General features: G+C 73.3%; 12 protein-coding genes. 4 read left to right on the forward strand and 8 right to left on the reverse strand.

Annotated features, from left to right (window positions below; all coding sequences use genetic code 11):
• The first annotated feature begins 14 nt into the window (after positions 1-14).
• Both FJK98_RS03910 and FJK98_RS03915 read left to right on the forward strand, forming a co-directional pair.
• Positions 15-992, forward strand: coding sequence for an ATP-binding cassette domain-containing protein (locus tag FJK98_RS03910; RefSeq protein WP_145917797.1), 978 nt, complete (start codon positions 15-17; stop codon positions 990-992).
• Entirely contained in the window at positions 989-1,807 is an 819-nt protein-coding gene (locus FJK98_RS03915) for an ABC transporter permease (protein WP_145917798.1), read from the forward strand. Before FJK98_RS03910 ends, FJK98_RS03915 begins: the two co-directional genes overlap by 4 nt.
• A gap of 200 nt (positions 1,808-2,007) precedes the next feature.
• On the opposite strand, the gene FJK98_RS03920 is transcribed toward FJK98_RS03915, so the two are convergent.
• The 6 genes from FJK98_RS03920 to FJK98_RS03945 all read right to left on the reverse strand — a co-directional run bounded on the left by FJK98_RS03920 (position 2,008) and on the right by FJK98_RS03945 (position 9,334).
• Positions 2,008-2,862, reverse strand: a complete 855-nt coding sequence (locus FJK98_RS03920; protein ID WP_145917799.1) for a S1 family peptidase — start codon at positions 2,860-2,862, stop codon at positions 2,008-2,010.
• A gap of 151 nt (positions 2,863-3,013) precedes the next feature.
• Positions 3,014-4,015, reverse strand: a complete 1,002-nt coding sequence (locus tag FJK98_RS03925) for a DUF4352 domain-containing protein (RefSeq protein ID WP_145917800.1) — start codon at positions 4,013-4,015, stop codon at positions 3,014-3,016.
• 54 nt (positions 4,016-4,069) lie between these two features.
• Positions 4,070-4,726, reverse strand: a complete 657-nt coding sequence (locus FJK98_RS03930; RefSeq protein WP_145917801.1) for a 4'-phosphopantetheinyl transferase — start codon at positions 4,724-4,726, stop codon at positions 4,070-4,072.
• A gap of 167 nt (positions 4,727-4,893) precedes the next feature.
• Positions 4,894-5,673 (reverse strand): peptidase, encoded by a 780-nt coding sequence (locus tag FJK98_RS03935; protein ID WP_145922555.1) that lies wholly within the window; start codon positions 5,671-5,673, stop codon positions 4,894-4,896.
• On the reverse strand, positions 5,673-6,953 hold the full coding sequence (locus FJK98_RS03940; RefSeq protein WP_145917802.1) for a VWA domain-containing protein: 1,281 nt from the start codon (positions 6,951-6,953) through the stop codon (positions 5,673-5,675). The genes FJK98_RS03935 and FJK98_RS03940 overlap by 1 nt, the downstream gene beginning before the upstream one ends.
• A 614-nt stretch (positions 6,954-7,567) precedes the next feature.
• Entirely contained in the window at positions 7,568-9,334 is a 1,767-nt protein-coding gene (locus tag FJK98_RS03945; protein WP_145917803.1) for a dolichyl-phosphate-mannose--protein mannosyltransferase, read from the reverse strand.
• Between the two features lie 92 nt (positions 9,335-9,426).
• Between FJK98_RS03945 and rsmI the strand changes: the two genes are divergently transcribed.
• Complete coding sequence (gene rsmI, locus FJK98_RS03950) at positions 9,427-10,266, forward strand: 16S rRNA (cytidine(1402)-2'-O)-methyltransferase (protein ID WP_228543020.1); 840 nt, start codon at positions 9,427-9,429, stop codon at positions 10,264-10,266.
• A gap of 13 nt (positions 10,267-10,279) precedes the next feature.
• Here the strand turns inward: rsmI and FJK98_RS03955 are convergent, their stop codons facing one another.
• A complete protein-coding gene (locus tag FJK98_RS03955) occupies positions 10,280-11,146 on the reverse strand; it encodes a hypothetical protein (RefSeq protein WP_370516994.1) in 867 nt (288 codons plus the stop codon).
• Positions 11,147-11,289: 143 nt separating this feature from the next.
• On the opposite strand from FJK98_RS03955, the gene metG reads away from it, so the two are divergent.
• Positions 11,290-13,092, forward strand: coding sequence for a methionine--tRNA ligase (gene metG, locus FJK98_RS03960; protein WP_145917805.1), 1,803 nt, complete (start codon positions 11,290-11,292; stop codon positions 13,090-13,092).
• Positions 13,093-13,153: 61 nt separating this feature from the next.
• On the opposite strand, the gene FJK98_RS03965 is transcribed toward metG, so the two are convergent.
• The gene (locus FJK98_RS03965; protein WP_145917806.1) at positions 13,154-14,005 is read right to left on the reverse strand and encodes an alpha/beta fold hydrolase; all 852 of its coding nucleotides are present in this window, start codon (positions 14,003-14,005) and stop codon (positions 13,154-13,156) included.
• Between the last annotated feature and the right edge of the window lie 40 nt (positions 14,006-14,045).

The following is a 14,045-nucleotide window of genomic DNA, read 5'->3' on the forward strand; positions in this document are numbered from 1 at the left end:
CTTACGCTGCCACCATGACCGCGTACAACGTACTCAGTGAGGGGACCATGGCGGAGCCGATCGTGGTCGCCGAAGGGCTGCGCAAGTCCTTCGGCGGCACCCACGCGTTACAGGGTCTGGACTTGGCCGTCCCGGAGGGGACGGTCTGCGGCGTGCTCGGGCCGAACGGGGCCGGGAAGACGACCGCGGTGCGTATCCTCGCGACCTTGTCGGACCCCGATGCCGGGCATGCCCGCGTCGCCGGTTACGACGTCGTCCGCGAGGCCGGCAGGGTGCGCGAGCGGATCGGGCTCGCGGGCCAGCACGCCGCCGTGGACGAGAAGCTCACCGGTCGCAGCAACCTGCGCATGTTCGGGCGTCTGTACCACCTGTCCCGCCGCGCGGCGCACCAGCGGGCCGACGAGCTGCTCGACCGCTTCGGTCTGATGGACGCCGCCGACCGCCCGGTCGCCGGCTACTCCGGCGGCATGCGTCGCCGGCTCGACCTGATCGCCAGCCTCATCCTGCGCCCCACGGTGCTCTTCCTGGACGAGCCCACCACCGGCCTCGACCCGCGCAGCCGCGGCGAAATCTGGGCGAGCATCCGCGAGTTGGTGGCTGACGGCACCACGGTGCTGCTCACCACCCAGTATCTGGACGAAGCCGACCACCTGGCGGACGACATCGCCGTCATCGACCACGGACGGGTGATCGCCACCGGCACGCCCGACGAGCTGAAGGCCACCATCGGGGACCGCCTCGAACTCATCACCGAAACCCCCGCCATGCTGCCCCTGGCGGCGACCGTCCTGGGCAATCTGACCGGCTCCGAAGTCACGACGACCGAGACCGACCGGCTCAGCGTCGCCCTGCCCGCCACCGGCCTCCGGCTCGCCGACATCGTGCGCGAGCTCGACCAGGCCGGAATCGCCGCCGCCGACGTGAGCGTGCGCCGTCCCACCCTCGACGAGGTGTTCCTGCGCCTCACCGACCGCAAGGAGGCCGTCCGATGACCACCGCCACCTCACCGATGAGTCGTCTCGGCTGGACGTTCACCGACGGGATGACCCTGGTCGGCCGCGAGGTCGGTCGGCTGCGGCAGGAGCCGGGACAGATCGTCGCCGCACTGCTCTTCCCGGTCATCATGGTGGTGCTGTTCGGGTACGTCTTCGGCAGCGCGATCCGGGTGCCGAACGGCGGCAACTACCGCGAGTACCTCATGCCCGGCCTGTTCGCGATGGTGACCTTCTCCGCGTGGTTGGGCGTCACGACGCGGATGGCCACCGACGCCTCTCGCGGTGTGATGGACCGGTTCCGCTCCATGCCGATGGCCCGCCTGGCGGTGCCGTTCGGGCAGACCGGCGCGGACCTGCTGATCGGCCTGCTCATGCTGGCCATCATGGTGGGCGCGGGCCTGATAGTGGGCTGGCAGCCGCACCGCGGCCTGATGCCGACGGTTGAGGCGTTCCTGCTGATGATCGTGCTGCGGTACGCGCTGAGCTGGGTCGGCGTGTACGTGGGCCTGGCGGTCAAGAACGAGCAGGTGGCCGACTCGCTGGTGCCGCTGGGCCTGCCGTTCACGATGCTGTCGAACGCGTTCGTCCCTACCGGCGGCATGCCGGCATGGCTCCGCTTCCTGGCCGACTGGAACCCGGTGAGCGCCCTCACCGCCGCGTCGAGGGAGCTGTTCGGCAACCCGGGTGCCCCGACCGGGAACGTGGCCTGGCCACTGGAGCATCCGTCGACCGCCGTCCTGCTCTGGGCACTCGGGCTGCTGGTGGTCTTCGTCCCGCTGTCGCTGCGTGCCTACACGCGTCGGGGGCGCTGAACGCTCCAGGGCAGCTACCGCCCGCGCGCACGACGCCTTCGGCGGGAGAGGGCCGAGGTTCGCCTTCCGGCGGCTCCACCAGGAACAAGCGGTCAAGGGCGGGTCCCACCACGGGGCCCGCCCTTGGCCGTCGTCCGCCCGGTGGTCAGTTGACGTCGACCGGGGACGAGCCGGTGCCGGGTGGGCGGCAGCGGGGCCGCTCAGGGGAGGGTGACCCCGTAGGCGGCGAGGATCTCGGCGACCGGCTGGTAGTAGGTGCTGCCCCCGCTGGTGCAGTTGCCGCTGCCGCCGGAGAGGATGCCGATGATCACCCCGGTCGCGGCGACGTAGAGCGGACCACCGCTGTCGCCCGGCTCGGCGCAGATGTTGGTGCGGATCAGTCCGGTGACGCTGCCCTCGGCGTAGTTGACGGTCTGGTTGAGGGCGGTGACGGTGCCGCACCGCACGCCGGTGGTGGCGCCGCTGCGGCACACCGCCTGCCCGACGTACGCGGTGCCGACGGCGTTGACGGTGAGCAGGCCGGGATAGGTGTAGATGGCACTCGGGTGGCTGACCCTGCCGGTGTAGCGGACCAGGCCGTAGTCGTTGACCGGGAAGCTGCTGCCGGTACGGGTGCCCAGCACGGTCGTCTGACCGCTGTCGGCGTACCAGGTGGTCGCGGCGGCGGTGCAGTGGCCGGCGGTGAGGAAGTAGTAGGTGCTGCCGCTGTGCACGTTCGCGCCGAGCGAGCACCGCGCGCCGCCGCCGTAGACGCTCTGCCCGCCGGCGATGAGCAGGCGCAACCGGCCGGGTTCGCGGCGCAGGTCGGCGCCGGCCCGCGCGGCGAGGGCGCGCAGCGCGCGTAGCTGCTCCGGCGCGACGGTGCCGTCGACGGTGAGCGTCGGCCGGCCGGTCGTCGGGTCCGGACCCCAGGCGGTGCCGGCCGTCCGTACCTGCGCCAGCCCGACCGTCGAGCCGCTGGCGTCGGGTCGGGCGGCGACGGGGTACGCGGCGACCGGGGTCGCCGGCAGCAGGGTGACGGCCAGGGCCAGGGCGACGAGCGAGAGACGACGCATCCCCCACCTCCAAGTCGATCGCTGGGGGTCGATGCGTCAAGCATCCGCCGGTACCGGACCCGATTCAAGGCACGGCAGCGATCCCGGCCCCCGTACGACGCCGACGGGCCGGCCCCCGGTCAGGGGACCGGCCCGCCGGAGGGGTCGGTGGTCAGGGCTTCCAGGAACCGGCCGCCTTGAACTTGTGCTGGTACTCGACCACGCCGTTCTTGTCGGCCACGTCGAACACCACCGAGCCGGAACGCTTGCTGCCGGCCGGGATGCCGCTGCCCGAGTCGAGCAGGTCGCCGCCGCAACCGGAGAACGCGCCGGCCAGGCCGTTCACCGTGGTCCCGTCGTCGGCCACCCACTGGAAGTAGAACGGGTTGATCGACGAGGTGCCCTTGGTCACCGTGGCGGTGACGTCGGCGATCAGATAGAAGCCCTTGTTCGGCGGCGGCGCGAACGAGCGGCAGCCCTTCGTCGAGGTGCTGAAGCTGCGGACGGTGATCTCGATGGTGCCGTCGTCGTCGCTGATCACCAGCGTCTGACCGGCCTTCAGGTTGAACGCCTCGTCGGTCGACGACGGGGCCGCCGACGGCGGGTCACCGGGCAGCCCCGGTGCCGCCGTGACGCCGGGCGTGGGCAGCGAGGGCTCGAACTCCCGGGCGGCCTCGTCGGCCTGTTTGCCGCCGGCCACGATCAGGGCGATGATGCCGCCGCAGCAGAGCAGCACCACGAGGGCGACCACGAGGCCGACGACGATCCAGACGTTCTTGTTCGACGAACCGGCCGACTTCGCCGGACCCAGCGGATAGCCGGGCCCGCCGGGCTGCGGCGGATAGCCCCCACCGGGCGGCGGGTAACCCCCGCCGGGTGGGGGATAGCCCCCGCCGGGCGGCGGATAGCCCCCACCGGAGACCGGCGGGTAGCCCGCGCCCGACACCGGCGGGTAGCCCGCACCGGAGACCGGCGGCGTGCCCCCGGGCTCGTACGACGGCTGCGGCGCCCCCGACACCGGCGGCGGCGCGTACGGCGACGGCGGGGCGTACGGGTCGGAGTAGGGCGGGTCGGGGACCGGGGGCGGCGGGGCGGTCGGGTCGACCGGGTAGTACTGCCCTGGGGGCGGCTGGTGCGGGTCCTGCGGCCCGTAGGGGGGCTGGGGCTGGTTCACCGTACTCCTCGTTCGACGGTCGGCGCTGGAGGGAAGCTGGGTGGCGGCAACGGGTCAGGGCAGGTGCAGCACGGCCGCGGTACGGACCAGGTCGTCCTCGACCGCGAACCGGCCGGTGACCACGGTGGGCGGGTCCGCCACGGTGGCCGCCGACACCCGGGCCGGGTCGATCCGGGCGGTGAAGACCCCCGCGTCCGGGTCCAGGTCGACGGTGGCGTCCAGGAAGTCCAACCAGGAGCCCACCACCGGATGCCAGACCTTGTAGATGGTCTCCTTGGCGCTGAACACCACGATCGGCCAGTTCACTCCGCCGGGGAGCCGGGCCAGCCGGTCCTCCTCCTCGGGGCGCAGGATCATCCGGCGTACCCCCGGGTTGAGGTCGCGCTGGCGTTCGGCGTCCATGCCGACCGCGCGCAGGTCGGCGCGGCGGGCGACCGCGGCGGCGCAGTAGTCCCGGGTGTGGGTGATGGTGCCGATCAGCCCGGCCGGCCAGACCGGGGCCCGGTTCGGCGCGGCGGGGACCGGCGTGGCCGGCAGGCCGAGGGCGGTCATCGCCCGTCGGGCGCAGACCCGACCGGCGGTGAAGTCCCGCCGCCGGCTCTCCACCGCCCGCTCGCCCAGCCCGGCCCGCTCCTCCGGGAGCAGCTCACCGACCCAGTCGGCGGTCCCGGCGACCGCCACCGAGACGGCCGCCGGCAGCAGGTCACGCATCAACCCACCCCTTTCCGGTACGACCACGCCCGGTCCGCCGGTGTGCGGACCAACGGCCATGGCTGGTGAACGTACCGCAACCGGGCGACACCGTAGGGTCCCCCGGCGGCCCGGTCCCCTCCGACGCGGCGGTGGCCACGCCCGACGGGGACCGGGCACCGGGTGGGTCAGGGGCGGCGGGGCCGGCGGGTCAGCGCGAAACCGACCACCCCGGCGACGGCGGCGAGCGCGCCACCGACGGTGCTCCACGCCCAGCGTGAGCCGAGCGCGGGCAGCCAGTCGCCGTCGAACCAGTCGTCGTCGGCCTCGGCGGGCTCCGCCGCCGGGTCGCCGGTCAGCACCGCACCGGCCCGGGTGTTCGGCACCAGCGGCGCCTTCAACTCGCCGTCGTCGCGGGAACCCTCGCCGTCGGCTGCGAGCAGCAGCTCGACGTCGACCGGCTGCCCCAGGTCGGCCTCGGGCAGGTCGGTCACCGACAGCCGGACGTAGTAGGTGCCCGGCAGCGGGTCGGCCGACCACGGCTCCGCCCAGGAGCGCACCTGCCGCAGCGTGCAGCCCAGCGCCACGCTGCCCGCCGAGGCGGCCACCGTCGGGGTCTGCGCCCCGGCCGTGCACGCCTGCCGGCGGCGCAGCCCGTCGAACACCTCCACCGTCCAGGTGGACGCGCCGGTGCGGGCCCGGGGCAGCGACACCGTCGCGGTGATCTCGTGCCGTTGCCCGGCCGAGGCGGGGAACGACCAGTACAGGAAGTCGCCGGTGGAGGCGTCGACCCGGACCGGTTGGCCGGCCGTGATGCCGGTGGCGGTCAGGAACGACGTCCCGGCCCGGGTGACCGGGGTGGCACCGGGGGAGGGGGTGGGCGCGGCCGTGGCCGGGGCCGGGGCGGCGAGCAGGGTCAGGCCGACGGCGGCCAGCGCCGCGCCGCCCCGGATGATCGGGGTACGCATCAGTTCGTCCTCCACGTCGCCACCCACCAGCGGGTGAGCAGTCCGACGACCAGGCCGGTGACCAGGCCGGCCAGGGTGAGCAGGAGCAGCAGCACCCAGCCGCGCCCCAGGTCCGGCGCGGCCGGTGCGGGCGACGAGGCGACCACGTCGATGGTCAGCTCGACCGGCATGCCCGGCTCGGCCCGGGTCCCCGGGCGCGGCGCGAAGGCGTTGCTGACCACCAGGCAGACCGTGGTGGCTGGAACAGGCGCGTCGGTCGCCGACGGGCTGGGCGACGCCCCGTCCTCCGTCTGCGACCAGCGCAGCCCCGCCGACACCACGTCGGTACGGCCGCTGCCGGCGTCGACGCCCCGGACCAGTTCCCGCCCGTCGGTGGCGGTGGCCCGCAGCAGCACCGCGTGGTCGGGGTTCACCGGACGGTCCAACGCCACGCTGACCGACGCCCGCAACTCCTGCCCCGGCCGGACGGGCACCCGGTACCACCGGTGCTCGGAGAACGCCTCCCGGTCGGCGTAGACGCCGGGGGCGAGCAGTGGCGCGTCGGCGCACGCGCCCCGGCCGGCGACGACGGTCGGTGCGGCGGTGTAGGTGTCCTTCGCCCGTTCGACGAGCTGCTTGATCCGGCCGGTCAGCTCGTCGGCGCTCTGCGCCGCCGTGTAGGTGCCGCCGGTGGCGGTGGCGATGCAGAGCAGCTGCCGGCGGACCTTCTCGTCGGGGGCCAGGCCGAGCGTGTCGACCACCAGCTTGGTGCCCTGCGCGGCCAGTTCGCGGGCTACCTCGCACGGGTCGGGCGGGGCGCAGGTGTCCTCGCCGTCGGTGATCAGCACGATCCGACGGGCGGTGGTGCCGGTGCCGAGGTCCCGGGCGGCGGACCGCAGGGCCAGCCCGACCGGGGTGAAGCCGGTCGGTCGCAGCGTCGCCACGGCGGCCTTGGCGGCCGTCCGGTCCACCGGCCCGACCGGCACGATCTGCTGGGTGTCCAGGCAGCCCTGTTTCTTGTCCTTGCCCCGGTAGGTCGCGCCGAGCACCCGGATGCCGAGCTGGGTCTCCTCGGGCAGTGCGTCGACCACCTCGTTGAACGCCTGCTGGGCGACGGAGATCCGGCTGCGTCCGTCGATGTCGTTGGCCCGCATCGAACCGCTCACGTCGAGCACCAGCTCGACCTTGGGTGGCTCGGTGGGCTCCTCGCCTTCGGCGCGGGCGGGTGCGGGGCCGGTCAGCGCGGTCGCCGCCAACACTCCGATCAGGACGGCCGTTGATCGTCGTCTCGTGTTGATCACCGGGCGAAGTGTAGTGAGATCCACAGTGGAGCTTCACCGGGGTGCGCGGCGCGAGTCTCGACCACGGGATTGCCCGCCCGGTGGGCCGGGCGGGGCGGCGGGAGTGCGGGTGGTCGCCCGGACCCCGGTCGATGACCGTCCGTTAGATGCTAGATGTAAACCATTTGCCGCGCGACGCATCGGTCGGAAATCTGACCCAAGTCGACCCGTTGTGCCGGTGGCACAACGTGGTTAAGCTCTCCTTGCGCGCCCCAATCGCCCGCTTCCCCCGTGGCAGGCGATCGGGGCGCGCCCTTCTGTCCCGGCACACTCACGGGACACCTCCCGGCATCATCGATCCCCACCGCCCACGGTCGTGCCTCCGCCCCGTCGGCGCACCCGCTCCGTGCCGGCCCGCCCGGCGGGCCGGCGGCGCACCCGGCTCTCTCCCGGCCTTGCCGCGTCCGCCCCACCCGGGCACCCCCTCGTGGCTGTCGACCGCGTCTCCGGTCACCCCCGTCGCACGCGCCGTGTCCACTGGGGAGCCCCGACAGAGGTCCGCCCCACCGGCTTCTGCCGCCGGGCTCGGGGCCCGGGCGGGAGGGACGGTGGGGCGGGCGGAGGATAGGGGCCGGTCAGATCCAGCGGCCGTCCAGCCACATCCGGGCGGACCAGTCGTCGTACGGCAGGATGTTGCCCACGAAGATCGGGTAGAAGTAGGCGAAGCAGAGCGCCACCAGCAGCACGTACGCGCCGACGATGACCCCGCCGACCAGTCGCCGGTCGGCGAGCTGCTCCGCCGCCGCCGCGTCGGCCTCCGCGACGAGCACGGTGGCCTTCGGGTCGGCCGGTTCGCCGGTGTCCGGTGCGGTGCCGTCCGGTGCGGGGCCGGCCCGACCGACCGGGGTGACCCGTTCCCCGACGGTGGGGGTGGCGATCGTGCCGAGCACGTACACCACGCTCAGCACCAGGAACGGCAGCGCCGGGGCGGCGTAGAAGGAGAACATCGTCCGGCCGTCGAGGGCGTACCAGAACCAGGGCAGCAGACCGGCGGCCACGGCCACCAGGAACGCCCCGGCCCGCCAGTCACGGCGCGCGATGCCGAGCCAGAGCGTGGCGGCCAGGGCCGGCAGGAACGACCACCAGAGCAGCGGCGTGCCCAGCAGCAGGATCTCCGACGCGCAGGTGGGCGCGCCGCACGCGCCGTCGCCGGACCAGTGGAACGCCACCGGCCGGCCGAGCAGCAACCACTGCCAGGGCCAGGACTGGTACTTGTGTGCGGTCTCCAGGCCGGTATGGAACTCGAACGCCGCCTTGTGGTACTGGAACAGGTTGGTCAGCGCGCCGATGACCGGGGTGTCGCTGAGCCCGGGCACGTTCGGGTACCGGGACGCGAGCCGGTAGTAGCCCTCGTCGGAGAGCAGCCACCCCGACCAGGTGACCAGGTAGGTGCCGACCACCAGCAGCCCGGCGAGCACCAGCCAGGGCAGCTCGTCCAGGAGCGCGTCGCGCCACGGCCGGCGGACCCCGACCGACCGGCGCAGGCCGACCTCCCAGAGCAGGGCGAGCAGCCCGAAGGCCGGTACGAAGTAGATCCCGCTCCACTTCACCGCGCACGCGCACCCGAGCAGCACCCCGGCGAGCAGCCGCCACCAGGGCCAGTTCCGCCAGCCGCCGGCGGGGCGACCGGCCCGGCCGGGTGCGGTCGGGTCGAGGCCGGCGTCCAGCGCGCGGGCCCAGCGCCGTCGCCGGGCGTCCCGGTCGAGCACCAGCGCGCCGAAGGCGGCCAGGATGAACAGCGGCAGGAAGATGTCGAGCAGCGCGGTGCGGGAGAGCACCAGGTGGAAGCCGTCGAGGGCGAGCAGCAGGCCGGCGGCGCAGCCGAGCGTGGTGGAGCGGAACAGCCGGCGGGCGATGCGGGTGATCATCAGCACCGTGAGGATGCCGGCCACCGCCGAGCTGATCCGCCAGCCGAACTCCGGGGCGGTGGTCATCAGGTGGCCCGGCACGGAGATGTTGGTCTCCGCGTCCTGGTAGCCGAAGGCCCACTCGCCGAGCCCGATCAGCCACTTGCCCAGCGGCGGGTGGACCACGTACGACGGGCCGTTGTCCTTGTAGTTCCACTCGACGCCCTTGTCGATCAGGCCGTAGCCGTCACGGGCGTAGTAGATCTCGTCGAAGATCTTGCCCTTGGGGCTGCTCAGCCCGAGCAGCCGCAGGACGGCGGCGATCGTCACCACGACGGCGGTGGCGATCCACGAGTTCACGTCGAGCCGGGACTCGACGGTGGCGAGTCGTCGCCGGACGATCGCCGGCACGCCGCCCCCTCCGCCCTCGGGAGGGGGTGCCTCCGGGTCGGTCCGGTCCGCGCTCGCACCCTGTGCTGTCGACGCACTCGTCACCCGGCGATCGTAGGCTGCGAAGGTGCCCGGTGGCGCCCGTCGTCCCCGAGATTGGTACGAGTATCGATGAAGGAGCGCGCCACGTGGGTGAAATGTCCGAGATCGGGCGCCTGATTCTGCTCGGCGCGCCACTGGGCAACCCCGCCGACGCGTCCGCCCGGCTGCGTGACGTCCTCGCCACCGCCGACGTGGTCGCCGCCGAGGACACCCGCCGGCTCGCCCGGCTCGCCCGCGACCTCGACGTCACCGTCGAGGGGCGGATCGTCTCCTACTTCGAGGGCAACGAGGAACGGCGTACCCCGGAACTGGTCGACGTGCTCCGCGCCGGGCACCGGGTCGCGCTGGTCACCGACGGCGGCATGCCCAGCGTCTCCGACCCCGGGTACCGGCTGGTCACCGCCGCGCTCGACGCCGGGGTGCCGGTCACCGCCGCGCCCGGCCCGAGCGCCGTCACCACCGCCCTGGCCCTGTCCGGGCTGCCCTGCGACCGGTTCTGCTTCGAGGGCTTCCTGCCCCGCTCGCCCGGCGGCCGGCGGGCCCGGCTGCGGGCCCTCGCCACCGAACCCCGCACCCTCGTCTTCTTCGAGGCCCCGCACCGGATCGCCGCCGCGCTGACCGACCTGGCCGCCGCGTTCGACGCCGACCGGCCGGCCGCGCTGTGCCGGGAGCTGACCAAGACCTACGAGGAGGTCGTCCGCCGGCCGCTCGGCGAACTGGCCGACTGGGCCGCCCGGGAGGAACCACGCGGCGAGATCACCCTCGTCGTGGGGGGAGCGCCGCAGACCCCCGCCGAACGCCCCGACGACGACACCCTGCGGGCCCGGGTGGCCGACCGGGAGGCCGCCGGCATGTCCCGCCGGGACGCGATCAGCGACGTCGCCACCGGGTACGGGCTGCGCCGCCGGGACGTCTACGCCGTCGTGCACCGCTGAGCGGAGCCGGCGCTCACCAGGCGGCGACCAGGAAGCCCAGGGTGATCAGCACCGGCCCGGCGTAGCCGCCGCCGGTCGCCCAGCGGCGCTGCCGGGGGTCGGCCAACCGGGTCGCCCCGGTCCACCTGACGATCCCCGCCGCGCAGCCGGCCACCGCCAGCAGGCCGAGCAGCCACCGCAGGTGCCGGCCCACCCCGGTGTCGGCGTACGCGGTGTCCGCGTCCGGCCCGGTCACCCGCGCCGGCAGGGTCGAGCCGGCGGCGGTACGGTCGGCCGGCACCCCGCTGACCCGTGCCCCGTGGGTGCGGAACCGGGCGTCGTCGGCGGTGAAGATGCCCCGGCAGCGCTGGGTCAGCCCACCGCCCGAGCAGTCGGTGACCACCACCGTCCCGGCCGTGGAGTGCCCGACGGCCAGCCAGAGCGGCCCCGCGCTCACCCAGGCGAAGAACGCCGCGACCAGGCTCAACGCCAGCAGCACGGCGAGCCCCCGGATCGGGTCCGGCGGGGTGGGGGCGCGGGCGGGGCGACGTCGGCGCGGGGTCCGCAACCGCTGCTTCGGCTCCTTGCGCAGCGGGGTGCCGTCCCAGTGCACCTGTTCGATGGGCGCCCAGAAGAACCCGTCGTCGTCCGGCTGCTCCCCGTCCCGCCGGTGGGTCCGCGGCTGGCGGACCGGCACCCGCCGGGGCACCGCGTCGACCGGCGCGCCGGTGGTCGGCTCGACCTCCACGGTCGCGTCGTCCGGACCGGGACCGGGCCGTGGCTGCGGCGCGACAGCCGAGCCGCGCGCCACCGGGCCGTCCCCGGGGCCGGGGCGCGGCGGTCGCCGGGTGCCCGCCGTCGACTCGTCGTGCCCCGATCGTCTGCCCGTCACGTCAGCCATTGGACACCGGGTGGCGGTCGGTGCCCGTGAGCTGACTCCGCGTGTCGGTGGGCAATTCCCGCGAACGGCGATTCGACGTCGGCGTGGCGCGGTGACCCTATTGGTTCGCCGGCCGCCGACCCGGGTCACTAGGCTTGCTGGTCATGAGTCACGTTCTCGCCGCGGTCGCCTGGCCCTACGCCAACGGTCCGCGCCACATCGGCCACGTGTCCGGCTTCGGCGTACCCTCCGACGTCTTCGCCCGGTACATGCGGATGGCCGGTCACGACGTGCTCATGGTCTCGGGCACCGACGAGCACGGCACCCCGATCCAGGTGCAGGCCGACGCCGAGGGGGTCACCCCGCGCGAGCTGGCCGACCGGTACAACCGGGTGATCGCCGAGGACCTGCTGGCGCTGGGCCTGTCGTACGACCTGTTCACCCGCACCACCACCCGCAACCACTACGCGGTGGTGCAGGAGCTGTTCACCGGGCTGCACCGCAACGGCTACATCGTCCCCAAGGTCACCACCGGGGCGATCTCCCCGTCCACCGGGCGGACCCTGCCCGACCGCTACATCGAGGGCACCTGCCCGATCTGCGGCTACGACAGCGCCCGGGGCGACCAGTGCGACAACTGCGGCAACCAGCTCGACCCGATCGACCTGATCAACCCCAAGTCCAAGATCAACGGTGAGACGCCGGAGTTCGTGGAGACCGAGCACTTCTTCCTCGACCTCCCCGCCCTCGCCGACGCGCTGCGCCAGTGGCTGGACACCCGCGAGGGCTGGCGGCCCAACGTGCTGCGCTTCTCCCGCAACCTGCTCGACGACCTCCAGCCCCGGGCCATCACCCGGGACCTCGAATGGGGGGTGCCGATCCCCCTCGAAGGCTGGCAGGAGCGCGGCGACAAGCGGATCTACGTCTGGTTCGACGCGGTGATCGGCTACCTGTCCGCGTCCATCGAGTGGGCCCGGCGCACCGGCGACCCGGACGCGTGGCGGAAGTGGTGGTCGGCCGACGGGGAGGGCAAGGACTCCCCGGGCTACTACTTCATGGGCAAGGACAACATCGTCTTCCACTCGGTGATCTGGCCGGCCCTGCTCGGCGGCTACTCCGGGGCGGGCAGCCGCGACGGCCAGCCCGGCGAACTCGGCCGGCTCAACCTGCCCACCGAGGTCGTCTCCAGCGAGTACCTGACCATGGAGGGACGCAAGTTCTCCTCCTCCCGCAAGGTGGTCATCTACGTCCGGGACTTCCTGGAACGCTACGACGCCGACGCGCTGCGCTACTTCATCGCCGTCGCCGGCCCGGAGAGCAACGACACCGACTTCACCTGGGCCGAGTTCCTCCGCCGCAACAACGACGAACTCGTCGCCGGCTGGGGCAACCTGGTCAACCGGTCGGTCTCCATGGCGGCGAAGAACTTCGGCGCGATCCCGCCGGTCGACCCGGCCGGGCTCACCGAGGCCGACGAGGCGCTGCTCGCGGTGGCCCGCGCCGGCTTCGGCACGGTCGGCGACCTGATCGCCCGGCACCGGCAGAAGCAGGCCATCGGCGAGGCCATGAAGGTCGTCGCCGAGGCCAACAGGTACCTGTCCGAGCAGGCCCCCTGGAAGCTCAAGGCCGAGGCCGACAAGCCCCGGATGGGCACCATCCTGCACGTCGCCCTCCAGGTGGTCAGCGACGCCAACACCCTGCTCACCCCGTTCCTGCCGCACTCCGCGCAGCAGATCCACGAGCTGCTCGGCGGCACCGGCGTGCACGCCCCGATGCCGGTCCTCGAAGAGGTCGACGACCTCGACGGCGGGCCCGGCTACCCGGTGCTCACCGGGGACTACACCGTCGGCGCGCGCTGGGAGTCCGTACCGCTGCCGGCCGGTCGGCCGCTCGCCGCGCCGAAGCCGGTCTTCCGCAAGCTCGACCCGTCGATCGTCGACGAGGAACTCGCCCGGCTGGAGGGCTGACCGGCCGCCACCGGCGGGCAACGGCCCCGGGGGAACCCCCCGGGGCCGTGCCGGCACAGCGTCAGGCGCGGGCCATCGCCGGTGCGCCGATGAACTCCATCAGCGCCCGGTTCACCTCGGTCGGGTGCGTCCACGGGATACCGTGCGGCGCGCCCTTCAGGGTGACCAGCTTGCCGTCGGGCAGCATCGGCGCCAGCCGCTGACCCGTCTTCGGGTACGGCAGCACGTTGTCCTTGTCACCCTGGATGATCAGCACCGGGACGTCGATGTTCGGCACGTCGCCCCGGAAGTCGGTCTGCCAGGCGTCCACCGAGTCGTGGGTGCCCTTCGCCGACGCCTGCGCGCCGATCTGCCAGTGCGCCCGGTACGCCTCCTCGCTGACCCATTTGCCCTTGTTCTCCGAGTAGTTGAAGAACGCGTCGCAGAACTGGCTCAGGTAGGCGAACCGGTCCGCGAGGATCGCCTGCTGGAACCCGTCGAAGAGGCTCTTCTCGACGCCCTCCGGGTTGTCCTTGGTCTGCAACAGGTACGGCGCCAGCGGCGCCATCAGCACCGCCCGGTCCACCCGGCTCGACCCGTACGTGCCGAGATAGCGGGTCACCTCACCGGTGCCCATCGAGTGGCCCACCAGGATCGCGTTGCGCAGGTCCAACTCGGTCATCAGCACGTCGAGGTCGGCGGCGAAGGTGTCGTAGTCGTAGCCCATGGCCGGCTGGGCCGAACTGCCGTACCCGCGCCGGTCGTAGGTGATCACCCGGTACCCCGCCGCGAGCAGCGGACCCGACATCTTCTCCCAGGTCGCCCCGTTGAACGGGAAGCCGTGGATCAGCACGATCGGCTGACCCTGGCCGTGATCCTCGTAGTACAGGTCGATGGGGGCGGAGTTCTCCGTACCCACGGTGATGAAGGGCATGCTCTTCTCCTGATCCGTCGGTGTCGGACGCCCCGCGCTT

Source organism: Micromonospora sp. HM134, assembly GCF_007833915.1.
GTDB lineage: Bacteria > Actinomycetota > Actinomycetes > Mycobacteriales > Micromonosporaceae > Micromonospora > Micromonospora wenchangensis.